The sequence below is a fragment of the Mariniradius saccharolyticus AK6 genome (genome assembly GCF_000330725.2).
GTDB classification, from domain to species: domain Bacteria; phylum Bacteroidota; class Bacteroidia; order Cytophagales; family Cyclobacteriaceae; genus Mariniradius; species Mariniradius saccharolyticus.
Genome location: NZ_AMZY02000010.1, coordinates 52,762 through 76,407, shown reverse-complemented (window position 1 = coordinate 76,407; position 23,646 = coordinate 52,762). Strand labels below are relative to the sequence as shown.

The window sequence follows — 23,646 nt, the reverse complement described above, 5'->3', positions numbered from 1 at the left end:
CCATCCTAGCTGATATAGCCTTTCATCACACCGCGCTCGGAAGATCTGATAAAGTTGACGATCTCATCCCGCTCTTTGGTGGCGGGAAGATTGATTTCGATTTCTTCCAGTGCGCGGGTATTGTTGAGGCTATTTAAAAACAGATATCGGTAGACCTCCTGAATTTGGCTGATCACTTCGCTGGAGTAGCCCCGTCTTCTAAGACCCAGACTGTTGACCCCCGCATAGCTAAGTGGTTCACGGGCTGCTTTTGTAAAGGGCGGCACATCTTTTCTGACCAAAGAACCACCCGAAATCATAGAATGCATGCCGATTTTGACAAATTGGTGCACCGCACTGCTACCGCCGATGATCGCCCAATCATCAATCGACACATGCCCCGCCACCTGCACCGAGTTGGCAATGATGACGTTGTTTCCGACGATGCAGTCATGAGCGATATGGACATAAGCCATCAGCAGACAATTGTTACCGACCTTGGTGGTTCGCTTATCGACCGTACCACGGCTGATGGTGACACATTCGCGGATCGTTGTGTTGTCACCAATTTCCACTGTTGATTCCTCTCCGTGGAATTTCAGGTCTTGCGGTATTGCCGCAATCACGGCACCAGGGAATATCTTGGAGTTTTTTCCGATTTTGGCACCTGGAAAAATCGTAACGTTGGAACCTATCCATGTTCCTTCACCGATTTCCACATTGTCGTGGATCATGGTAAATGGTTCGATGTGGACATTATTGGCGATCTTGGCCTTGTCGTGTATATATGCTAGTGGACTGATCATGCTTCTTTACGGACTATGCTAGCGGTCATAATTGCTTCACAGACTAATGTGTTTCCCACATATGCTTCTCCCTTCATTTTTGCGATTCCCCGTCTAATCGGGGCCAAGAGCTCGCATTTAAACACGAGTGTATCTCCAGGGAGAACCATTTTGCGGAACTTACAACTTTCAATACCTAAAAAATAGGTCCAATATTTTTCCGGATCATCGACGGTACTCAAAACCAAAATCCCTCCTGTTTGGGCCATCGCCTCTACCTGTAAAACGCCTGGCATCACAGGATTTCCCGGAAAGTGCCCCATAAAAAACGGCTCGTTGATCGTTACGTTTTTTACGCCTGCGACGACGGTATCGTCCAGATAGATGATCTTGTCAATCAACTGGAATGGATAGCGGTGGGGAAGGATATTGCTGATCTGGTTGATATCCATGACCGGTGGGAGTTTGGGGTCATAGTGGGGAATATTCACCGGACCGGCCTTTTCCATGACCCTTTTTATTTTCTTGGCAAAGGCGACGTTCGCTGCATGGCCTGGACGGGCCGCTAAAATTTGCGCCTTTAGAGGTCTTCCTACCAAAGCCAAATCACCCACCACATCGAGCAATTTATGCCTTGCGGGTTCATTCTTGTATCGGAGCTCGACATTGTTGAGGATACCTTCTTTCCTGACTTCGACTTTTTTCTTGTTGAACATCTTGGCCAAATGCTCCAATTCCTTGTCTTCCACCACTCGATCGACTACAACGATGGCGTTGTTGAGGTCTCCGCCCTTGATCAGGTTGTGATTGTAGAGCATTTCCAACTCATGGAGGAAACAGAATGTACGGCAAGAAGCTATTTCATCCTTGAATTGGCTGATATTGGTGATAGAAGCGTGTTGGCTACCGAGTACCGGAGAGTTGTAATCAACCATCACAGTCACCCTGTAGTCATCCAATGGCAAAGCGGCAATCTCCACTTCCCTGGCCGGTTCACGGTAGGTAATACTTTCTGGTACCTCAAAAAACCTGCGAAGCGCATTTTGCTCTTCCAAGCCTGCCTCTTCCAATATATGGATAAACTGGATCGAGGAGCCATCCATGATGGGTGGTTCGGGTCCGTCAAGTTGAATCAGAACGTTGTCGATTTCAAGTCCGACCAATGCGGCCAACACATGCTCAACCGTGAAAACCCTCGCGCCGTTTTGTTCCAAGGTTGTTCCTCTTGATACATCCACCACATTGTCTACGTCAGCATCTACGATGGGCATACCATCCAAATCTATGCGCTGGAATTTATAGCCGTGATTAGGAGGGGCAGGTAAAAAAGTCATGTTGGAGATTACGCCTGTGTGGAGTCCGACTCCTGATAAGGTAACCTGTTTTTTGATCGTATGCTGTTTGACTCTCATTCGTCCGATTTTCGCTTCCTGAATTAGCTACTAGGCGGCAAATTTAAACCTTTTTTTCCAGTTCTTTGATTTTGTCCTGTATATCGGGAAGTTTTTTGAATACGCTGTAGGACTTCAAAAATTCCTTTACCTCAAATCCTATATAACCAAAAAGTGTTTTTCCAGGTGTATCCACGCTTTTGATGATGCCGGTTTTGGCTCCGAGGGTCGTGTTGTCCGCGATCTTGATATGCCCCACAATTCCCACTTGGCCAGCAATTACGCAGTTTTTTCCAATTATTGTAGATCCCGAAATGCCCGTTTGGGAAGCAATGACCGTGTTTTCACCTATGACTACGTTGTGGGCGATTTGCACCAAATTGTCGATTTTCACGCCTTTTTTGACCAAAGTGGATCCCATCGTTGCGCAGTCTATCGTCGTGTTGGCGCCAACGCTCACATGATCTTCCAAAACCACATTACCCAATTGCGGGATTGCCTTGTAACTGCCGTCTTCTTGTGGCGCAAATCCAAATCCATCGGCCCCGATGACTGCCCCGGGGTGAATGGTACAATTATTTCCAATTTCGGTATTGTTGTAAACCTTCACCCCCGCGTGTACCGTCACATTGTTGCCGATGCGGACGTTGTCACCAATGTAGGCGTGTGGGAAAATCTTTACATTGTCACCTAAAACTGTGTTTTTTCCTACATAAGAAAAAGCGCCGCGGTAGTGGTTTGCTCCGATTTGGCTGGATGGATGAAAAAAAGAAGGCTCTTCCACACCGGATTGTTGACCTTTGACCATTGCTTCATAGGTTTCCAAAAGTTGTGTAAAACCATTGTAGGCATTCTTGACGCGTATCAGATTGGTGGAAATCGGCTTTTGGGGATTGAAATCCTCAGACACAATCACAGCAGTGGCTTTCGTCTCGTAGATGAAAGACTCGTATTTGGCATTGGAAAGAAAACTGATGCCTCCTGGCATACCTTCCTGGATTTTGTCGATTCGGCTGACCGTGAGGCTGCCGTCACCTTCTACCTGTCCGTTGATGAGTGCTGCGATTTGATTGAGGGAAAACTCCATGCGTGCGCGATTGTATCTTACAAAATTAAATTTTTGGCATGACAGAGAAAGTGTTTCTTGACAATTTTGCTCATCGCCTTGATGTTTGGAAGGTCAGCGGCCGAGGCAACGTCGATTTTTTCTCCCTTTTTGGTGAGGATATTGATCTTCTCCTTGCTGAGGTATGCGTAGTTGCTCAATGATCCATGGGAAAAATAATAACCCAAATCTTCCTTCGAAATATGTTGCCTCTTCACAAGGGTTGCTTGGGCATTTTCCAATTCCTCATCCGAAAATTCCTCGTTTCTCAACGTGATTTTAAAGAGGTTTCTGGTCAAAAACATGTTTGAAATATTCCTCAAAACCGGATCGGAACTGTTTTTCCACCATTTGATTGCTCCCCAAACATCAAAGTCGTCCAATGACAAAAACGCGTGTAGGATTTGATCGGAATTCTCAAAATCCTGTAGCTGCACGTCGTTTTTAAGAAAGATTAACAGGTCCTCGGTGGCGGGGATGTTTTCCCCATTTTGCACCAAAAATTTTGCCCGTTTGATCAGGTTGATCATCATGTTTTCGGCACTTACCGTCGTCTTGTGCAGGTAGACCTGCCAATACATCAGACGCCGGGCACTTAGGAAATTTTCGATACTATAGATTCCCTTTTCCTCGATGACGAGTTCGTCTTCTGAAATTGTCATCATTTTGATGATCCGATCGGCGCCGATCGTCCCTTCCGAGACGCCCGTAAAAAAGCAATCGCGCTGCAAATAATCCAATCTATCTATGTCCAACTGGCTGGATACAAGCTGATTGAAAAATCTTCGATGATAGGTCCCGCCAAACATTTTCATCGCGAGGCCCAGTTTTCCACCGAACTCTTCGTTCAATTTGCCGATCACGAGTGCCGAAATTGATTCATGGGGTATGCCTTTCAAAAGACTGAATTCCAAGGCATGGCTAAAGGGTCCGTGCCCAATGTCGTGGAGAAGGATCGCGATTTGCGCAGCCTCATACTCTTCCTCGGAAATCTCCGTCCCCTTCACGCGCAGGTTGTCCAGCGTGATACGCATCAGGTGCATAGCACCCAGTGCATGATGAAATCGGGTGTGCAGGGCGCCTGGATAGACGAAATCAGTCAAACCAAGTTGTTTGATCCGCCGTAACCGTTGAAAGAATGGATGGTCGATAATTTCAAAAATCAGTCCGCTGGGGATGGTAATGAATCCATAAACAGGATCATTCAGTATCTTGTGGCTTTTCAATGTCCGCGACATTTGATTGGTTCCAAAAGTAATTATAAATTCAAGAAGAAGTAAACGCTACTCTATGCAAAGGTTCAAAATCCTGTGGGCGGATGACGAGATTGATCTCCTTAAGCCACATATTCTATTTTTGGAACAAAAAGGTTATGAAATCGAGACCGTCAACAGCGGTGTCGATGCGATCGATTCGGTCGAAAGAAGCAATTTTGATGTGATTTTCTTGGATGAAATGATGCCGGGGATGACTGGGTTGGAGACCTTGCAGCAAATCAAGATGCTTAAGCCGCAGATACCCGTGGTCATGATCACCAAAAGTGAAGAGGAAACAATCATGGACGATGCGATTGGGGGAAAGATCGCAGACTATCTCATCAAGCCGATAAATCCGAATCAGATACTACTTTCCGTCAAGAAGATCCTCCAAAACAAGCAGTTGATCACAGAAAAGACCAACCTCTCATACAGGCAAGATTTTATGAATATCAGTCATGCCTGCGACGAAGCGTCCACATTTCAGGAATGGACCGAGATATATAAACGACTTACCTATTGGGAACTTGAGATCGATGCGACCGAAAACAAGAGTATGCAAGACGTGCTTGACGCCCAAAAAACCGAAGCAAATTCTTCATTTGCGAGATTTATCAAACACAATTACCTCGACTGGATCAACAACCCCAAAAGCGACCGTCCGATACTTTCCCACCGGCTCCTCCAGGAAAAGGTCTTTCCAACCATACAAGTTGGAAAACCGCTTTTTTTTGTAGTGATCGACAATCTGAGGCTCGATCAGTGGGAGTCAATCAAGCCGCTGATTACCGAGTATTTCAATGTGGAGGAAGAAGGGACCTATTTCAGCATTCTTCCTACTACGACGGCTTACGCGCGTAATGCACTTTTCAGCGGGCTGATGCCTTCGGATATGGCGCGAATACATCCGGAGCTTTGGGAGGGAGAAGATACAGAGGAAGGAAAAAACAACAACGAGGAGCAGTTTCTTGGTGAAAACCTCCATCGAAACCGGCTATCTATCAAGTACAGCTATCATAAGATCATCCAATCCTATCAAGGTAAAGCAGTGGTCGACCAATTCAGCCAACTGCTGAGAAATGATCTGAATGTCTTGGTGTATAATTTTGTCGATATGATGTCCCATGCACGGACCGATATGAAGATGGTCCGGGAGTTGGCTCCTGATGAGTCCGCCTACCGTTCCTTGACAAAAAGCTGGTTTGAACATTCTTCCTTGTATGAGCTGTTTAGAAAAATCCATCAAGCCAAGGCCCAAGTCATTGTCACGACCGATCACGGCACCAAGCGGGTCAATAAGCCCTACAAAATCATTGGGGACAAGAACATCACGACCAACCTAAGGTACAAGCAGGGAAAGAACCTCAACTTCGAGAGTGGAAAAGTATTTGAAGTCTCTCGGCCCGAAGATGCCAAGTTGCCAAAATTCAATGTTTCCACAAGTTATGTTTTTGCGGTCGAAGATTATTTCTTTGCATATCCGAACAATTACAACTACTACGTCAACTACTACAAGGATACGTTTCAGCATGGCGGCGTATCATTGGAGGAAATGATTGTTCCGATAGTCCGAATGTCACCAAAGAATATTTGATTAGATTTGGAAACGATTGAGTGCCGAAGCTTGGACGAAATCGATCAGACCGCAAAGAAGCTGATCGAATACGCTGGGGATGAGAAGATCTGGATTTTCCAAGGAAACTTGGGTGCCGGCAAGACGACCCTTATCCGGGCGATAGCCAAACACTTTGGGGTGGAAGATCGGGTAAGCAGCCCGACATTTTCGTTGGTCAATGAGTACGGGAATCACTTTGGTGAAGTCTTTTACCATTTTGATTTTTATAGGCTGGAGGATCCCGCAGAGGCAATTGAGATCGGAGTAGACGAGTATTTCGAAAGTGGAAATTATTGTTGGATAGAGTGGGCGGAAAAGATTCCGGGATTTTTGCCGGAGGATTTTTTCCATATCCGCATAATTACCCTGCACAATGGGACAAGGCATTTAATCCTAAGGAAGGTAAAAAATGGGCAAGCAGATGGTTGAGATAACCGAGGGCGTTGGGATTTTTCCCAGGGAAGCAATGGCAAAAGTGAAGGAGGCTAAACGGTCACTATTGATCGGGATGCCGACTGAGACCGCCGCACAAGAGAAGCGCGTGATTCTTACACCGGATGCTGTTGCCCTACTCATAAACAACGGGATGGAGGTGATGGTCGAAACTGGTGCCGGCGCGCAATCAAAATTTTCGGATAAAGAGTATTCTGACGCCGGTGCGAAAATTGTCTATTCGGCCAAGGAGGCGTTTGATGCTGAGGTGGTTGTGAAGGTCGAGCCGCCCGTAGTTGAAGAAATCGAGTTTATGAGGCCTGGTTCCTGCCTGATTTCGGCCTTGCAGCTTGGAAAACAAAACGCTGATTTCATACATGCGCTGAATTCAAAGCGGATAACGGCAGTTGCCTATGAGTTTTTGGAGGATAAGGTTGGAGGAATGCCTGTCATTCGTGCGATGAGTGAGATAGCAGGTAGCACCGTCATGTTGATCGCCTCGGAATACCTCAGTGCCGTGAATAACGGTAAAGGTCTGCTATTGGGTGGCGTCACGGGCGTACCCCCGACCCAAGTGGTGATTGTAGGCGCGGGAACTGTCGCTGAATACGCCTCTCGCACCGCGCTCGGCCTTGGGGCAAATATTAAGGTATTTGATAATCATATTTATAAACTGCGCAGGATCAAACAGTTGCTTGGTCAGCAGGTATTCACCTCCACGATAGATAATTATACCATCGCCAAAGCGATCAAAGAGGCGGATGTGGTGATCGGCGCGATGCGCGCCGAGAAGGGCAAAAACAAAATGGTGGTGACCGAAGAAATGGTCGCTTCAATGATGCCGGGGAGCGTGATCATTGACGTGTCTATTGACCAAGGAGGATGTATCGAGACTTCCGAGATGACTTCCCACGACAATCCAACGTTCCAGAAGTATGGTGTTATCCATTATTGTGTGCCCAATATCGCGTCTAGGGTTTCCCGTACGGCTTCAGTTGCACTGAGTAATATTTTTACACCCATTCTGCTACAAATGGCTGATTTGGGAGGGGCCGAGGAGATGGTATTCAACTACAAATGGTTCATGAAGGGAGTTTACACGTACAGAGGTAGCCTGACAAATGCTTATCTTGCACGAAAATTCTCAATGACCCACAAGGAATTATTGCTGCTGCTTGCCGCCCGTTATTAGGGCATTTCTTTCAGATTAAGCATTGATTGGAGCTCCTTATTTTTGAGCATCAGGTCTTCGGTGAGCTGCCTGTTTTCTCTGCGTAACGAATATACCTCAAAAGCGTTACTGATCACGTTTTTCATGTATTCTTCTTCCCAAGGCTTTGTTAGGTAGTGATATACCTGGCCTTTGTTGATTGCATCAATCACAGCCTGGATATCCGTATAGCCAGTTAACAGGATACGGATTGGGTCCGGATTGGTCGGAATGATCGACGCAAGGAAGTCCACCCCTGTCTCATCAGGCATCCGCTGGTCCGTGATGATGATCTGCACTTCGTGGTTTTGAAGAATTTCCCTTGCTTCTTTGGCAGATAGGGCTAGGTAGATTTCATAGTTTCTCCTGAATGTAGCTTTGAAGGCCTGAAGGTTGTTTTCTTCGTCATCTACATACAGGATTCTTATCTTATCTTGGGGTGATTCAGACATCGAATGGCATGATTGATTGTGGCAAAACTACAAATATTTTATTTCCAAACACCAATCTTTGAATGTAATTGTATTTTTTTTGTGTGGCAATAAAAAAATATGGGCTTAGGTAGGTCAATTTTTCATCAAAAATCTTTCATTTTTTTGATCATTTATTCGGCTATTTTGAATTCCTTTCTTCCAAAAAGAAACTGATTTTCAGTAGTTTGAATCTTATTTTCTCCTCGTTTATGCATCAAAAAACCAATTTATGGAAGAAGGAGAAAATTGTACTTGATTGAGGTTTGGTTTTTTTAGAAAAACATATTCGTTGGAGATTTGGGTAGTTTTTGGGTTTTGACATTATCCTTCAATTTTTTTGGTTCAAAAAGAAATATTCGGCATTTGAATGTGCCCGTATTCAAAAAATACAAAAGAAATCCACATATTGCCATCCGGAAATGACGTGTTGTATTGAGTAAGAGATACTTAATCAAATTTTACCCCACGTTTTTTCCTGACAAATGCTTGGTTGCCCCTGATCTTTCGTCACCCGATTGTTTGGCTTGGATATTTGCAGTGTGTTTCCAATCATTTGGAAATCATGGATTTAGATGCGGATATCCGATATATAGCTGCAATATTTGCGATGGTCGGGCCAGTCCCGCATCAGTTTTAATGAATGTAATTTTCCGATGGTTGGGTTGTTTTCAATTATTCTTTGGATAGTCGGCTTGTTTCCGATTCATATTTTGCCAGAGCAGGAAGCTATTCCCGTTTCCCAATTTGAGTACTTGGTCGACCCGGGAAATGAGTTCACGCCGGAGCAAATTATTCATCGCAAGGATTTTAGGGAGCTTGCCAAAAGAATCCATAACTTCGGTATCAACTCAAGTTCGATTTGGCTTCGGTTTCGTGTCAAGTCAGAGAGTTTGGATGATCAAAGGAAGTTCCTTGTTATCAACAACTCCGGCTTGGACGAGGCACACTTCTATTTGGCAAATGGGGAGAAAATCCTCAGCTACCAAATGGGCGGCAGAGTCGTTGACTTTCACAAAAAGATCATCCCTACCAATAAGATCGCGTTTGAGCTAGACCTCTCGGGAATGCAGGAAGCCGATGTGTATCTTAAAATCAAGAGTAACAATAGCAAGATATTTTCCGCCTATATTGCTGACCTTCAGCAAGTAAATTACAAAATGAACCTGCAGAACATTCTTTTTGGGGTGTTTACAGGAATCTTGGCAGGACTGATTGTCTACAACTTGTTTCTTTTCATTGCATTCAGGGACAAGGTTTACATACTCTATACGATTCATACAATCCTCATTTGGTTTGCCAAATCTTCGATATTCGGATATACCCAAGAGCTGCTTTGGCCCAGTTGGGAATGGATGAATGTCAGATCAATCGTCTTGTTCGGTTCCTTAACTGGAATTTCGATCACGCTATTTGCCAAGGAATTTTTGGCGATTTCTAGATACGCACCCAAGCTCAAAATCGGAGTCACTTTCCTGGTTGGCATTTTTGTGTTTGTGGTGCTTGATAATATTTTCTTTTCCCAGATGGCGGGATATCGGATTTACCTCCTGGCAATTGGGCTGTTGTCAGTATTCGTTTGGTTCATTGGGTTTCGGGTTTTGAGAAAAGGATACCTTCCCGCCAGGTATTTTATCATAGCCTGGACGGTCTTTGCGATGGGTGCCCTTGTGCACATATCCATCGAACTCGGATTGATTCCGTTCTCGTCATTTTCGGTCTATATTCTTCCATTGGCGGCAACGCTCCAGGTAATCTTGTTTTCATTTGCACTTGCGGATAGGAAAAGCATCCTTGAGTCAGAAAAGGAAAAGGAGCAGTACGACATCATGAAAGTGCTCAAGCAAAACGAGAGCTTGATTATTGAGCAAAATGAACTGTTGGAGGAAAAGGTGAAGCAACGCACCGAGGAATTGGAATATACACTGCACAACCTGCAGAGCACACAAACCCAAATGGTCAATCAGGAGAAAATGGCCTCCTTGGGTCAGTTGACCGCGGGCATTGCGCATGAGATCAATAACCCGATCAATTTTGTCAGCTCCAACATCTCTCCATTGCGTCGGGATATTGGTGATTTGCTGGAGGTTGTGGAGCTTTATCGCAAAAAAGGAAAGCTTGAGTTTTCACCCGAATCCCAAAAAGAAATTGACAAACTCGAAAGGGAAATCGAATTCGAATATATCCTTCAGGAAATAGATCAGTTGCTCAGGGGCATGGAAGATGGCGCAAAGCGCACCGTAGAGATTGTAAAGGGCCTACGCTTGTTTTCAAGAGTGGACGAGCAGGATGTCAAGAAGGTCGATATCCATGATGGCATCAACAGCACGCTGGTCCTGCTCAACAGTGCTATGGCAGGCAAGATCAAGGTGAACAAGGAATTTGGCAACATTCCCATGGTCGAATGCCTCGCCGGTAAAATGAACCAGGTTTTTATGAATATCATTACCAATGCGATTCATGCCTTGCTTGACCATGCGAAGATAGCCGAGCCGACCCTGACTATACGTACCTCACTTCTGGGCGAAAAAATCAAAATTGAAATCGAAGACAATGGCCCAGGCATGCCAAATCATGTCAAACAAAGGATTTTTGAACCTTTCTTTACGACCAAAGCCGTAGGGAAAGGAACTGGATTGGGTCTTTCCATCGTCTACACCATCATCGAAAACCACAAGGGTACACTACACGTGGATACCGCTGAGGGCAGGGGCACCAATTTCATCATCACGTTACCAATATACCAAACCACGCCGTACAATGACTGATCGGATCATAGTGTTATACATCGACGACGAGGACAATAACCTGAATTCCTTCAAAGCTAGCCTGAGAAAGGAATTCAAAGTGGTGACTGCCCAAAGCGCCGCAGAAGGATTGCAGATCGCAGCCGAGCAGGAACTCCATGTGGTCATCGCAGACATCAGGATGCCGGGAATGGATGGTATTGAGTTTTTTGAAAAACTGATGAAAATCAATCCCGAAGCGGTCAGAATCTTGTTGACAGGTTATTCCGATATAGCAAGTGTAATCGACGCGATCAATAGAGGTCAGGTGTACCGGTTTATTGACAAGCCATGGAACATCGAAACGGTCAAAAATGCAATCATCAATGCCGGAGATATCTATTTCACTAGAAGGGAACTCAGGGTTAAAAATGAAAGGCTTGAAAAGATCAACTCCGAAATGAACCAGTTCGTGTATACGCTATCGCACGAATTGCGTGGGCCGCTGATGAGTATCTCGGGAGTTTCCAAGCTCGCCAAGCTAGAATCCAAAGACCCCAATGTGCTTGAGTATTTTGACATGATCGATTTGGCGATGCATAAGCTCGACGAATACATCTTCAAAATGCTTGATTTCTACAGGTCTACCAAATTGGAAAACAAAGTCACAGAGATCGAATTTGCAGACTTGGTGAAGCAGCAAATAGACAATCTTGCTTCACGTTGGGATTTGTCTGAGATCGACTTGCGGGTTGATGTTGCCCAAAACCAGCCATTCTATTCTGATGATTCCAAGCTTCGTGTGATCCTTGGAAATCTTCTCAACAACGCGTGCCAGTTCCAAAAGGATTATTCGGATTCCAAACAGGTGCGCATCCGAATCGTGGTCGAGGAAGATCAAGCACTTATTTCCATTGCAGACAACGGCGTAGGAATTGAGGAGAAATACCGTGCCGATGTGTTCAACCTTTTCCAAAGGGCAACCCAGAAAAGCGTCGGTTCAGGCTTGGGATTGTATATGGTCAAAGAGGCAGTCTATCAGCTTGGTGGAAAAATCCTTCTCGAGTCAGAAGTTGACCTTGGCACCACGGTACAGGTAACTTTGCCTTCCCTAAAGCCTTCTGAACCTGTAAAGACTTCGGTATAAACCATTTCCAAGGACTGGGAAATTCCAAAATCCCCAGCATACATGCACTTTGTTTCCTTGGCATTTTGGCGTTAATTTGCTTGATATTTATTGTTTACCCTTAAATCTTTTTAGAGATGATCAACCCTTGGCATGATGTCAATATTGGAAAAGAAGCCCCTGAATATGTAATGGGCGTCATAGAAATCCCCAAAGGAAGTAAAGGAAAATACGAATTGGACAAGAAAACGGGCATGCTTCTGCTGGACCGGGTGTTGTTTTCGGCAGTGCATTATCCTGCGAATTATGGTTTTATTCCCCAGACTTTCTGCGACGACAAGGACCCTTTGGATATTCTGATTATATCACAGATAGACATTCCATCGATGACTCTCGTGAAGGCTAAAGTCATCGGCGTAATGCGGATGGTAGATGGGGGCGAGGCCGATGACAAAATCATCGCCGTGGCAGCCGACGACCAATCCGTCAATTATATCAGCGATATCGATGAACTGCCGCCCCACCTGATGAAGGAGGTTCACCGGTTTTTTGAAGACTATAAAAAATTGGAAAATAAGGAGGTGAAGGTGGAGGATTTTCTTGGAAAAGAAGAAGCTTATAAAATCATCAAGGACAGCATCACGCTGTACGACAGAAACTTCCGCACCCAAAGATAATAGCTAGCCCCGGTCCAAAATCGGGGTTTTTTCTTTCCAGAAAGGATTTTTAAAGAGTCTCCGTTTACCTTATTTCCCCTTTTGCTTAGGTCTTTTGTTGGGAAGCTTTTTGAGCAAGTATTTGAAAAAATCATCATAATTCACATGCTCGTGATTACTGATGGTGAATGAGTTTTTGTCAGAAAAAACGATGGTCAGCTGCCGAAACTCGCGTTTGTTGGCAACGACTTTTTCCTCATCCCAAGCGATGACTTCCGCGAGTGGGTAAACCTTGGTTTGGTTTCGAAGCGGCAGCATGGTTACGATTTTTCCATCGCCGGCCGATATGGTTTTGAAGCCGGCTATCATTTTGACCAAAAGCATCAAAATCACCACCGTGAGAAGTACAGTCACACTCAAATACAACCAAATTGGATACGTTCTTTGGCTGGCAAAGTGCCCCAAAGTACTGACCAATCCTGCGACCAAAGCCAACAGGATGAGGCTCAAGGCAATGTACGTGCTTGTCTTAGGTTTGCAGTGAACCATATTCTTCCCTCAGTTCCTTCAATCTTCCCTTGGCAAAACTTACCACATCTTCAAAAAAATCGCCGAAATGGACCTTTAGGTACTCGTGGTGTTCGTCTAGAAAAATATGGGCGGTCTCCATTTTGGAATCGAAGCGTGTTCGCTTAGACATTCCTGTCATTGCCCTGCGGATTCCTTCGAGTTCCCCATAGCCAGCCAGCCAGTTGTAATACTTCATGTAGCTGAATGTTTGGAGGAATTTCTCCGGTAATATGTCGGCATAGCTATCAATCGTTTCATAAACCTCATCGGCGAACTCAGGCAGCGGCTTGGCACTGTAGTTTTTCCAATACCTTGCGAGGAAGTAATCGAAGTACATATCCGTGATTACCATCGAATAACGGCTGTAATGCGGCCTCAGGATTGCCTGTGCCTCCTTCACTACAAAGTGGTGGTCCGTGAAGTTATCAATACCCCAATGGAGCTTGATGCCAATGACGATATCCTTTTCAAAACTGTGTTCGATATCGCCTCTGACGAAGTCACCGATAAAATTTCCGACTAGAACCTTAGGATCGCCAAATGATAGATAAGCGTGTGCGAGAAAATTCACCTTTTACTGGAGTGTATAATTTGGGGGAAGGATAATGATTACTTTCGCCCTAAAATTAAAGATTGATGCGAAATATTCAGGAAGAATTAACAAATACTTTGAAACTTTTGAAGTTGGAGTGGGAAACCGATCTCCAGGAGTACCGCCGAAAGGTCCTGAACGCCTCGATCGCAGCCAAAAAAGAAGAGGGTGTTTGCTGGTATCCAGTCCAGTTGAAAACCAGCAAGCACAGACTTGGCGACCATTTGATCGTTGAGCTTGAGCGGTTTGATACGGGCAGATCGCACTCCTTCCAGTCCGGCAAATCCGTCTCCATCTTCACCACCGCCGATTTCAACAACGTATCCAATATGCGCATCAGCGGTGTCATCAACCAGGTCAAAAAGGATACGATGACCGTTACCCTTTCGCAGGATTCACTTCCTGACTGGGCCTTCCAAACGCGTATTGGCGTCGACTTGCTCTTCGACGAGGCGAGCTACCGCGAAATGGAGTCGGCCATGAAATCCGTCATCCAGTCCGAGAAAGGCCGCTTGGGCGCCTTCAAGCAGATTCTATTGGGTGAAAAATCTCCCGAATTCGGGCCCATTGAGCCGTTGGAAGTCGAAGGACTCAACGAAAGCCAGAATCAGGCGCTAGGGTTGGTGGTGGCCACAAAGGACGTGGCCGTCATCCATGGTCCTCCAGGGACAGGCAAGACCACTACCCTGGTCGCGTCGATCGTCGAGACGTTGAAGTCTGTTTCCCAGGTCATGGTGACTGCACCCAGCAACGCGGCCGTAGATCTTTTGGTGGAAAAACTGGTCACCCAAGGTATCAAAACCCTGCGGATCGGGCATCCTGCACGGGTTGACGAACAGATTCTTGCGCAGACTTTGGATGCGAAGATTGCGCAACACGAAAGCTACAAGGACCTGAAGCGGGTCAAAAAATCTGTCGACGAACTGCGCAAGCTTGCCTCCAAGTACAAACGTAATTACGGTCAGGAAGAGCGGATGCAGAAGCGCAGAATGCTGGATGAGGTTGCCCGGGCCCGGGATGAAGCGGCGCAATTGGAGGACTATATCGTCTATGACATTTTCCAGGAAACGCAGGTTGTGGCTTGTACGCTTGTCGGTGCGGCGCATTCCATGCTCGATGGGCGCAAGTTTCCCGTTGTGTTTATCGATGAGGCCGCGCAGGGATTGGAACCGGCCGTGTGGATTCCGGTCCAAAAAGCCCAAAAGGTCGTGATGGCAGGTGACCACTGCCAACTCCCGCCAACGATCAAGTCCTATGAAGCGGCACAAGGTGGCCTCGCAGAGACGCTTTTCGAAAAGGTAATCAAACGCAAGCCCTCAGCTTCCCATATGCTCAATGTCCAGTACCGCATGCCGGAGTTGATTGCAGGGTTCTCGAGTGATTTTTTCTACCGTCGGGATTTGCATGCCGCACCCAATACCCGATATCATTTCTTGGATGAAGCCGAACCTGTGCTGGAATTTATCGATACTGCGGGAAGTGGATTTGCCGAACAGACAGAGGAGGAGACATTTTCCACTTTCAATCCGGAGGAAGCGAAGTTTTGCCTCGGCCAACTTGAGTCGCTGATCAAGCGCATCGGCATCGCCAAGATCAAAACAGCCGCCTGGAATATCGGACTGATCGCGCCCTACAAAGCCCAGGTCAGGAAATTCAACGAATTGCTCTTCGAGTCTTACAACTATCCTAACCTGCGATCCTTTTCCGAACTCCTGACGATCGACTCAATCGACGGGTTCCAAGGACAGGAGCGGGATATCATCCTGCTGAGTCTGGTTCGGTCAAATACCAAAAATGAGATCGGCTTTCTCTCCGACACCCGCCGCATGAACGTAGCCCTGACCCGTGCCAAGCGCAAACTGATCGTCGTCGGAGACAGCGCTACGCTAAGTGCCCACCCATTCTATCATGCCTACATTGACTATGTAGAATCCCACGGCTGTTACCATAGTGTCTATGAGTATTTGGGGTAGGGGAGCAAAGGAGGACCAGCTAGGTGAAATTTGGCGAAGGCGCTAGGCCTACCCCAAGGGCTATCGAGGATGAAATTAAGCCTTTATTTTTCTTTGAATTTGTAATTCACCTCATCTCAAACTATATTCCTCTTTAGTGTTTAGTCGATGACTCCAATTACAAATTGGAAGAATAGTAGGGTGGAATTTCATCCGCGATGATTATCGGGACCCACCCAGCCACCAACGAAGGTCGAGACTAAACCTAGACGGGGATTGCGCCGAAGCCAGTTGAAAGAACGATAAACAAAACAGACCTATACAAAACCACAAAAGATATTCTTAATGCCCAAGTAGACAAACTCAATTCTGGGGTCATATTTGCGGTTGATCAATCTAAAGAAGACTAGAACTTATGAACAAGATAATTGGTGTAATCTTGCTGGTATTCGTTTATTTTCTGGCCAAAGATGTACTAAAAAAAGTCAGTCCCGGTGAACAGAGGGCAGGTATAAAACTAGCAAAGGTTAGAACCGGTGGGGCTACTTTGCTATTATTGATTTTGGCATTAGCTCATTTGATAACTGATCATAGCTTTTGTCAGGTTTACCCCTCTTTTTGCAATCGTTTCCCTGGTTTTTGCAATAGTTTTCCATTTCTGTGCAGATGAGTATCTTATATCCTACGCTGCCCTCCTTTTGCGCTGAGCAATGCGTAGCCGCTAGTCACCTTGAGGAAATCCCCGTCTGGGTGAAATGTGGCGTTGGCGCTAGGCGTAATTTGCAATTACGCCTTCAAATTAATTCCATCTGTTTAGAACTATATTCTAATTCGACGAATTGTCCATAGCATGCAATTGCAAATATTTTTTGATAGAAGGGTGTAGTTGCAAACTACACCCAGCCACCACCGAAAGTCTATTCTACACCTAGGGGGGTTTTTGACAGCCAAGCTTTCCAAATATGTGTTGCATTTGTCTCAGCAGATTTAATATTTCTGTCAATTCAATCCCGGCAAAGCGCTTTGGCGAAAAAAGAGTGATATTGTTATTGGGACTTACCCAAAACTCAAGGTAAATGCTGTCCTTTTACCGGGTTCGGATTCGACTTCGAGGCTGCCTTTGTGGAGGTTCATGATCTGACGGGAGATCGCCAAGCCAATGCCACTGCCGGTTTTTTTGGTCGTGAAGAAGGGCACAAATATCCGCTCGATCGCCTCCGGAACGATGCCTTCGCCGTGGTCGATGACCCGAATATATGGAAAGGACTGCCCGTCGATGCCTGCTTTGAGGATGATCGTGCGGTTGGTGGCCTTTTCCATTGCTTCCTTGGCGTTTTTGATCAGGTTGATCAGGATCATTTGGATCAAGTCCTGGTCGGCATTGATTTCCAGTTCTCTGGGCTGGATTTCCGTCACGAGTTTGATGTCCACTTTGAGCAATTCTTCCTTGAGGAGGGTGCAGATGTTTTCAAAGAGCTGCTGCACGGGGAATCGTCTCAGGACAGGCTGGGGAATATTCGTATAGTCCCGGTAAGCGTTGACGAAATCCACCAGGCCCGCGCTGCGTTTGCTGATCGTCTGTAGGCCTTCCGATAGGTCGACAAAAGTGTCTTGCTCGATTTCCAAGCTGCCGTCTTCCTGCTCGATGACATCCTCTTCCAGGATTGTCCCAAGCGAATTTGCAAGGCTGGCGATGGGCGTCATCGAGTTCATGATCTCGTGGCGAAGGACTTTGGTGAGGTTTTGCCAAGCCTGCAGTTCGTTTTTCTGGAGCTCGGCACGGATGTTTTGGAAGGATAGCAGGGTCCAACTGTTCCCCTCCATCTTGAAGGCGGCGGACTGCACGTTGAGGTGGAGGTCGTTGTTAATTTTGATCGAAAAGGAGCCGCCCGGCTTGAGCGAAAGTACATTTTTGAGCAGTTCGATGGAGAGTTTTCCAAGGTCATGGATATCCTTGAACTGGGGGATTTGCAGCAATTGCTTGGCGGCACCGTTGATGACGCCGATTTTCCCCGTACTGTCAAAGGAAATGATCCCCGTATTGATATGCTGGATCATGATTTGGAGAAAAAGCATCTGCTCCTCTTTTTCGGCACGCGTTTTTTTGAAGGCCTCGATCACCTCATTGAAGGACATGTTCATTTCCCGAAAGGATGAACCGAGTTTGCTGTCTTTGGTAAAGGAGGAAGAAAAATCGGAGTATCGGATCGACTCGAGGAAGCGCGTGATTTTTCGGTTGGTGGTAGTACTGTAGGAGATGAGGTTCAACGTCAGGAAAAGCACAATCAGGGAAAACATGATCCCCTGGATAACCGAGCCGTCTTGGTAATGGATATACAGGCCCAAGTAGACAAAAAACACGATCAGCAGGATGCGGACCGTCACGCCAACCGCAAATGATCTAAAGCCCATAGCGCTCCAATCTCCTGTACAATGATGATCGCGTCAATCCCAATTCCTCTGCTGCGCGGGTAATATGTCCATTGTGCTTTTGCAGGGCCTTTCTAATCAAAATCTTCTCCACATCCTCGATGTTGAGGTGGTCGAGGCTGACCATTTCGTCCTGCTTTTCGGGGCTGAGTTGCTTTTGCATAAATAGGTCCTCCGGCTGGAGTACGCTGTGTGTCGTCATAATGACCGCCCGCTCGATGCTGTGCTGGAGTTCGCGGATATTGCCCGGCCAATGGTACTTTTGCATCCTTTTGATCAGGGCCTCTCCAGCCTTGCGGATTTCCTTGTTGTATTTTTTGGAATAGATATCTATGAAATGGTTGGCCAAGAGTGGGATATCCTCCAAGCGCTCCCGCAGTGGCGGTAGTGTAATCTCAATGGTATTGATCCGGTAGAGCAAATCCTGCCTAAAAGTGTTTTCATACACCATGCTGTGGATCGGCATATTGGTGGCCGAAATCAGGCGGATATTGACCGGTGTAGGCTTATTGGCGCCCACGCGGGTGACCTCCCGGTTTTGAAGCGCTGCCAAAAGCTTTGCCTGCAATGGCATCGGAAGGTTGCCGATTTCGTCCAAAAAGAGCGTGCCTTTGTTGGCTTGCTCAAATCTTCCCGCTCGGTCTTCCTTCGCATCGGTAAATGAGCCTCGCTTGTGGCCGAAAAGCTCCGATTCGAACAAGGTTGTCGTAATCGAACCCAAATCCACACTCACAAAGGCCTCCTTGTGACGCTTCGAAAAGCGGTGGATCGCGCGGGCGATCAGTTCCTTGCCCGTACCGTTTTCTCCGAGGATCAAGACGTTGGCATCGGTACCGGCCACGCGTTCGATCGTTTCAAAGACCTTTACCATCGCGGGACTCTGTCCAATGATATCTTTGAACTTGCTGTCGATATCCTGGTAAAGTTGCTGCTGCTGCTTTTTGAGTTGGGAGACTTCCAACTTGGACTGCCGAAGTTGGAGCGCGGCATTGAGTGTAGCGAGGAGTTTCTCATTTTCCCATGGCTTCAGTACAAAATCCGTCGCACCTTCCTTGATGGCTTTGACGGCTGTATTGACGTCCCCATAGGCCGTGATCAAAACGACGACTGCCGATGAATCCAATTCCAATATCCGGTCCAGCCAGTAAAAACCCTCCTGTCCGCTGCTGACATCCTTGGTGAAGTTCATGTCCAGCATGATCACGTCATACTGCTCGTTGACGATCAGCACAGGCAGCAATCCGGGATTCGTCTCCGTGTCCACTTGCCCAAAATGCCTTTTCAAAAAAATCTTAGCGGCCTTCAAGAGGTCCTCGTTGTCGTCGACGATGAGGATTTTACCGGGTTTTTGTTCTTTCATATTTTAAGACATGAGACGTTAGACACAAGATATGAGACGAATCCATGAAGGATAGTCGCCACTTTGATTGGCCAAAACTTGTACCGAAATGATACAAACGGTCAATGTTTGACCGAAAATGGCCAAACGCCTAGAATTTAGGCATTTTTTCCATTACTTGGTTGGTTTGGTGTAGCGTCGGAATTGTATTCCTTGATGCGGTTTTTGTTCGCTGGCGGACGAATTTGTTCGAAAAATTTCTTCCGCTGGGAAAAATTCACTGATTTTGGTCGATTTTGGGCATTTTTTTCATGGCATGTTAATTGGCAAATACCTGTCAGCATTTAAAACACGTCATCCGAGATGGATAGGAAAATCGAGAAAAAAACCTGGACACCAAAGTTCATAGCCATGATAGCTGGAGCCACATTGTTGGTGGGGTTTGTTGTTTACCAATTGGTATTTGCGGATTCCCGCTCTTCCATGAATGTCGCCATGGAGCGCGTCACAATCGCTACCGTCAAATCCGGAGAATTTACCGACTACATCCCCGTATCGGGCACCATCGAGCCGGGAGAGGTTTTTTTCTTGGATGCATTGGAGGGTGGGAATATCTCAAAAATTGTCCGTGAGTCAGGTTCATTCGTCAAGGCGGGTGACACAATTTTGCTGCTTTCCAATTCTAAACTTCAGCTTGATGTGATGGAAAGGGAATCAGGTCTGTACTTCCAACTCAATAACCTGAGGCAGGTCAGGCTGCAATTGGATCAAAATGATCTAAATCAGCAGGGACAGTTGGCTGAAATTGATTACCAGATTAGCTTGTTGAAGCCTCAATATGAAAGATTCAGGGAACTTCATTCCAAGAAACTGGTATCGGATAGAGAGTTTGAAGAGGTTAAGGAACAATACGAGTACAACGTCAAGAGAAGAAAATTGACCTATGAGGCGTACCGCAATGATTCGATTTCAAGAGTAGCCCAAAAGCGCCAACTGCAGGATTCCGAAAGCAGGATGAATCAATCCCTTCAGGGTGTGGGGCGTATACTTGACAACTTAGCCGTCAGGGCTCCGATACAAGGACAACTTTCAACACAGCAAATAGAAGTGGGCCAAGCCATCACCGCAGGAGAAAGATATGGGCAGATAGATATCCTGGACAAATTCAAGGTACGTGTACCGATCGATGAACTGTACTTGCCACGCGTGTCAACAGGGCTGAAAGGGACGTTCAGCTTTTCGGGGGGAGAATATGAATTGGAAATCGGCAAAATCTATCCCAACGTGACCAATGGACGCTTCGAAGTGGACATGTTTTTTACGGGCGAGGTGCCTAGTGGTATCAGGCGTGGGCAAACCGTCCGAATCCGATTGGAATTGGGTGAAAGTGAGCAGGCGGTACTGTTGCCGACGGGGGGATTCTATAAGGATACCGGCGGAAACTGGGTATTTGTAGTCAATCAATCCACCGGAAAGGCAGAGAAACGCAGCATCCGTCTTGGCCGCAAGAATCCGGAATATTATGAAGTCATCGAAGGGCTGGAAACAGGGGAGAAAGTCATTATTAGTGGCTACGAGAACTTTGGCAAGAATGAGGTCTTGAATCTGAATTAAGAAGTAGCATGAGTGGCGCAGAATTAGGATTCTCAGTAAGCCTGCAGATCCGCGATCTTTGGTTTTGGGTTTGATATTTCCTTTGGAATCAACTCAAGTTACAAATGGCCAAACGACCTATGGATGCTTTTTCTACTAAGGATTCCCAAACAAAAGGAATCCTTAGTCACCCCTCTGTCATTTTATGGCTGGGGATTTAGTAAAGGTCGGGGTCAGGAATTCAATTAGAATTTAATGAGCCGGTATTCGAATTTTGGATTGATTTCGATGCGTTTTTTAGATAAATTTATATAAATCAACAAGTTATATTTTTGATTGTGTGAATTCCACTATTGGGTCCGTTTGGGGAAATAATCTTAAACTAATAAAGAAGTAATTCTGAATATTGCTAGGAAGAGCACTGAATTGAATTTTCCATTTTAACAATTACAAACTATGTACAGCAGAAATTTGATTATCGCAATTGGTCTGATGGGCAGTGTTTTTTCCTGTCAAAGACCATCCAATGATGTTGTTGCCGAAAAGGATCCCTATGAGCAGGCGATGAGTCTGTGTTTTGTGCCGGCCGGCATGCAGTGGGATTTTAAAGACGGCAAAGCTCCTTTGTTGCAGGGAATGGATCTTTTGGATTTTCCTGTTTCGACCGATCATGCTGAGGCAAGGAAGTACTTCAACCAAGGGCTTTTGCTTGCCTATGGATTCAACCATGCGGAAGCAGAGCGCTCCTTCCAATATGCCGCAAGCTTGGATCCGGACCTCGCCATGGCCTATTGGGGGCAAGCGTATGTGTTGGGGCCCAACTATAATGCGGGCATGGAGCCCGAGCACTACCAGTTGGCTTTTTCTGCAATTCAAAAGGCCAAATCCAAGCTGAATCTTGTCTCTGAAAAGGAAGCTGCCTTTATCATGGCCATGGACAAAAGATATGTGGCCGAGCCAAGGACCGACAGAACCGAATTGGATGAAGCCTATGCGCAGGCAATGGCCAAAGTGTGGGAAAAATATCCGGACGACGCCGACGCAGGGACCCTTTATGCAGAAGCTTTGATGGATCTTCAGCCTTGGGATCTTTGGGACAAAGAGGGCAATCCCAAAGGGAACACCAATTTGATACTGGAAATTTTGGAAAAAGTATTGGAAAAACATCCTGATCATCCCGGAGCGCACCATCTTTTCATCCATGCAGTCGAGGGATCGAAGAATCCTGAGAGAGGCTTGAATTCAGCCAGGAAATTTGACCAGGGACTTACCCCGATGGCGGGACATTTGGTACATATGCCTTCCCACATCTATATCCGTACGGGACATTACAATGAGGGTACACTTGCAAATCTCCGCGCGGCCAAAGTAGATAGCCTTTACATTGAGACTTGCAAAGCCCAAGGGACATACCCTTTGGCCTATTTTCCACACAACTACCATTTTATGGCCGGGACCGCGATCTTGGAAGGGAACAGCAAGTGGGCTGTTTTCGCGGCGGACAGGTTGTATGAACATTTGGCCCTTGACTTGAAGGCCGTGGAAGGCCTCGAAGTCATTCAGCACTTTTCGACCATTCCGTATTTCGTGAGGGTCAAGTTTGGTCTTTGGGATGAGGTTTTGGAGCTTTCACTCTGGGAAAATGGCACAGAATACCAAGAGGCAATCAAGCATTATGCACGCGGTATGGCCTTCCTGGGCAAAGACGATTTGGCCGCTGCCGAAGTCGAACTCAAAGCATTAAAAGGCTTGGTTGCCAATAATTCACTTGGAGATGCCACGATTTGGGGAATAAATTCACTTCAGTCCATTCTGGAAATCGCATTGTTCGTGCTCGAGGGGGAATTTTTGGCAAGTAAGGGACAATTTGAAGATGCCATCGCAAAACTGCGCGAAGCTTCAAATTTGGAGGACCGGCTTTTGTACAATGAGCCGCCTGATTGGTTTTTGTCCACGCGTCATCATTTGGGTGCGGTGCTCTTGGAAGCTGGGAAATACGAGGAAGCCGAGGCTGTTTTCAGGAGGGATTTGGAGGAATTTCCAAAAAACGGATGGGCATCCTATGGCCTGATGCTGGCTTTGGAGAAATCAGGAAAGTCCGGCGAATCCGTTCAGGCAAAGGACCAGTTTGACGCGGTATGGAAGACAGCCGATGTGACGCTGCATTCTTCGAGAATAAAGTGAGCGGGTGATTTCGAGAGATATTCGATGAATCAAAATCGGTTATTTCGAATTCTTAGAAGCCAAAAAAAAAGCATCCAGTTTTTTCCTAGGGTTTCATCGGAATCGAAGTGCGTCCGTGTTTTGGGGGCATGAAAATCACCGAAGGCCAACCAACCGAAACCAGATTCGGCTTTGTTCGCTGGCGGACAATACTGTTCGTAAATTCCCCCGATTATCTACAAAAAGTGCCAATTTT

18 protein-coding genes are annotated in these 23,646 nt (G+C 46.2%); 9 read left to right on the top strand and 9 right to left on the bottom strand.

The features are described from left to right. Window positions 1-5: 5 nt before the first annotated feature. The 4 genes from lpxA to C943_RS09575 are packed head-to-tail and all read right to left on the bottom strand — an operon-like array spanning window position 6 to window position 4,498. Complete coding sequence (gene lpxA, locus C943_RS09590; RefSeq protein WP_008627095.1) at window positions 6-785, bottom strand: acyl-ACP--UDP-N-acetylglucosamine O-acyltransferase; 780 nt, start codon at window positions 783-785, stop codon at window positions 6-8. Next, a complete protein-coding gene (locus C943_RS09585) occupies window positions 782-2,176 on the bottom strand; it encodes a bifunctional UDP-3-O-[3-hydroxymyristoyl] N-acetylglucosamine deacetylase/3-hydroxyacyl-ACP dehydratase (protein ID WP_008627094.1) in 1,395 nt (464 codons plus the stop codon). The genes lpxA and C943_RS09585 overlap by 4 nt, the downstream gene beginning before the upstream one ends. 43 nt (window positions 2,177-2,219) lie before the next feature. Then, on the bottom strand, window positions 2,220-3,242 hold the full coding sequence (gene lpxD, locus C943_RS09580; protein ID WP_008627093.1) for a UDP-3-O-(3-hydroxymyristoyl)glucosamine N-acyltransferase: 1,023 nt from the start codon (window positions 3,240-3,242) through the stop codon (window positions 2,220-2,222). Window positions 3,243-3,259: 17 nt separating this feature from the next. Beyond that, a complete protein-coding gene (locus tag C943_RS09575; RefSeq protein ID WP_211208878.1) occupies window positions 3,260-4,498 on the bottom strand; it encodes an HD domain-containing protein in 1,239 nt (412 codons plus the stop codon). 52 nt (window positions 4,499-4,550) lie between these two features. On the opposite strand from C943_RS09575, the gene porX reads away from it, so the two are divergent. From porX to C943_RS09560, 3 genes are read left to right on the top strand one after another with little or no spacing between them, the layout of a single operon-like run. Then, window positions 4,551-6,110 carry a T9SS response regulator signal transducer PorX gene (porX, locus tag C943_RS09570; protein WP_008627091.1) on the top strand — a complete coding sequence of 520 codons (1,560 nt, stop codon included), beginning with the start codon at window positions 4,551-4,553 and terminating at the stop codon, window positions 6,108-6,110. Between the two features lie 6 nt (window positions 6,111-6,116). Beyond that, window positions 6,117-6,560 carry a tRNA (adenosine(37)-N6)-threonylcarbamoyltransferase complex ATPase subunit type 1 TsaE gene (gene tsaE / locus C943_RS09565; protein WP_040479976.1) on the top strand — a complete coding sequence of 148 codons (444 nt, stop codon included), beginning with the start codon at window positions 6,117-6,119 and terminating at the stop codon, window positions 6,558-6,560. Then, complete coding sequence (locus tag C943_RS09560) at window positions 6,553-7,755, top strand: alanine dehydrogenase (RefSeq protein ID WP_008627089.1); 1,203 nt, start codon at window positions 6,553-6,555, stop codon at window positions 7,753-7,755. Before tsaE ends, C943_RS09560 begins: the two co-directional genes overlap by 8 nt. Here the strand turns inward: C943_RS09560 and C943_RS09555 are convergent. Then, window positions 7,752-8,225, bottom strand: a complete 474-nt coding sequence (locus C943_RS09555; protein WP_008627088.1) for a response regulator — start codon at window positions 8,223-8,225, stop codon at window positions 7,752-7,754. The two genes, C943_RS09560 and C943_RS09555, sit on opposite strands and share 4 nt — an antisense overlap. Window positions 8,226-8,956: 731 nt before the next feature. Here C943_RS09555 and C943_RS09550 point away from each other — a divergent pair. From C943_RS09550 to C943_RS09540, 3 genes are all read left to right on the top strand, one after another. Next, on the top strand, window positions 8,957-11,011 hold the full coding sequence (locus C943_RS09550) for a sensor histidine kinase (RefSeq protein WP_245545529.1): 2,055 nt from the start codon (window positions 8,957-8,959) through the stop codon (window positions 11,009-11,011). After that, a complete protein-coding gene (locus tag C943_RS09545; RefSeq protein WP_008627084.1) occupies window positions 11,004-12,116 on the top strand; it encodes a hybrid sensor histidine kinase/response regulator in 1,113 nt (370 codons plus the stop codon). The genes C943_RS09550 and C943_RS09545 overlap by 8 nt, the downstream gene beginning before the upstream one ends. Window positions 12,117-12,232: 116 nt before the next feature. Further along, window positions 12,233-12,772: an inorganic diphosphatase gene (locus tag C943_RS09540; protein ID WP_008627083.1), complete on the top strand. Its 540-nt coding sequence runs from the start codon at window positions 12,233-12,235 to the stop codon at window positions 12,770-12,772. Window positions 12,773-12,841: 69 nt separating this feature from the next. On the opposite strand, the gene C943_RS09535 is transcribed toward C943_RS09540, so the two are convergent. Continuing rightward, window positions 12,842-13,261 carry a hypothetical protein gene (locus C943_RS09535; RefSeq protein WP_008627082.1) on the bottom strand — a complete coding sequence of 140 codons (420 nt, stop codon included), beginning with the start codon at window positions 13,259-13,261 and terminating at the stop codon, window positions 12,842-12,844. Between the two features lie 19 nt (window positions 13,262-13,280). After that, window positions 13,281-13,892 (bottom strand): acyl carrier protein phosphodiesterase, encoded by a 612-nt coding sequence (locus C943_RS09530; protein WP_008627081.1) that lies wholly within the window; start codon window positions 13,890-13,892, stop codon window positions 13,281-13,283. A 65-nt stretch (window positions 13,893-13,957) separates the two neighbouring features. Here C943_RS09530 and C943_RS09525 point away from each other — a divergent pair, with 65 nt between their 5' ends. Then, entirely contained in the window at window positions 13,958-15,886 is a 1,929-nt protein-coding gene (locus C943_RS09525) for an AAA domain-containing protein (RefSeq protein WP_008627080.1), read from the top strand. A gap of 1,035 nt (window positions 15,887-16,921) precedes the next feature. Here C943_RS09525 and C943_RS09515 read toward each other — a convergent pair. Both C943_RS09515 and C943_RS09510 read right to left on the bottom strand, forming a co-directional pair. Then, entirely contained in the window at window positions 16,922-18,277 is a 1,356-nt protein-coding gene (locus tag C943_RS09515; RefSeq protein ID WP_008627075.1) for a sensor histidine kinase, read from the bottom strand. Then, window positions 18,267-19,655: a sigma-54-dependent transcriptional regulator gene (locus C943_RS09510; RefSeq protein WP_008627073.1), complete on the bottom strand. Its 1,389-nt coding sequence runs from the start codon at window positions 19,653-19,655 to the stop codon at window positions 18,267-18,269. The genes C943_RS09515 and C943_RS09510 overlap by 11 nt, the downstream gene beginning before the upstream one ends. Window positions 19,656-19,997: 342 nt before the next feature. On the opposite strand from C943_RS09510, the gene C943_RS09500 reads away from it, so the two are divergent. Beyond that, window positions 19,998-21,248, top strand: a complete 1,251-nt coding sequence (locus tag C943_RS09500; RefSeq protein ID WP_040479959.1) for an efflux RND transporter periplasmic adaptor subunit — start codon at window positions 19,998-20,000, stop codon at window positions 21,246-21,248. Between the two features lie 435 nt (window positions 21,249-21,683). After that, window positions 21,684-23,411, top strand: coding sequence for a tetratricopeptide repeat protein (locus C943_RS09495; protein WP_157198499.1), 1,728 nt, complete (start codon window positions 21,684-21,686; stop codon window positions 23,409-23,411). Window positions 23,412-23,646 lie beyond the last annotated feature (235 nt).

Excerpts from the sequence above, each read along its gene's own strand:
- C943_RS09560 (WP_008627089.1), top strand. The coding sequence starts at position 6,553 with ATGGTTGAGATAACCGAGGGCGTTGGGATTTTTCCCAGGGAAGCAATG.
- lpxA (WP_008627095.1), bottom strand. The coding sequence starts at position 785 with ATGATCAGTCCACTAGCATATATACACGACAAGGCCAAGATCGCCAAT.
- C943_RS09510 (WP_008627073.1), bottom strand. The coding sequence starts at position 19,655 with ATGAAAGAACAAAAACCCGGTAAAATCCTCATCGTCGACGACAACGAG.
- C943_RS09500 (WP_040479959.1), top strand. The coding sequence starts at position 19,998 with ATGGATAGGAAAATCGAGAAAAAAACCTGGACACCAAAGTTCATAGCC.
- C943_RS09515 (WP_008627075.1), bottom strand. The coding sequence starts at position 18,277 with ATGGGCTTTAGATCATTTGCGGTTGGCGTGACGGTCCGCATCCTGCTG.
- C943_RS09540 (WP_008627083.1), top strand. The coding sequence starts at position 12,233 with ATGATCAACCCTTGGCATGATGTCAATATTGGAAAAGAAGCCCCTGAA.
- C943_RS09555 (WP_008627088.1), bottom strand. The coding sequence starts at position 8,225 with ATGTCTGAATCACCCCAAGATAAGATAAGAATCCTGTATGTAGATGAC.
- C943_RS09585 (WP_008627094.1), bottom strand. The coding sequence starts at position 2,176 with ATGAGAGTCAAACAGCATACGATCAAAAAACAGGTTACCTTATCAGGA.
- C943_RS09495 (WP_157198499.1), top strand. The coding sequence starts at position 21,684 with ATGTACAGCAGAAATTTGATTATCGCAATTGGTCTGATGGGCAGTGTT.
- C943_RS09575 (WP_211208878.1), bottom strand. The coding sequence starts at position 4,498 with ATGTCGCGGACATTGAAAAGCCACAAGATACTGAATGATCCTGTTTAT.
- C943_RS09545 (WP_008627084.1), top strand. The coding sequence starts at position 11,004 with ATGACTGATCGGATCATAGTGTTATACATCGACGACGAGGACAATAAC.
- C943_RS09525 (WP_008627080.1), top strand. The coding sequence starts at position 13,958 with ATGCGAAATATTCAGGAAGAATTAACAAATACTTTGAAACTTTTGAAG.
- lpxD (WP_008627093.1), bottom strand. The coding sequence starts at position 3,242 with ATGGAGTTTTCCCTCAATCAAATCGCAGCACTCATCAACGGACAGGTA.
- porX (WP_008627091.1), top strand. The coding sequence starts at position 4,551 with ATGCAAAGGTTCAAAATCCTGTGGGCGGATGACGAGATTGATCTCCTT.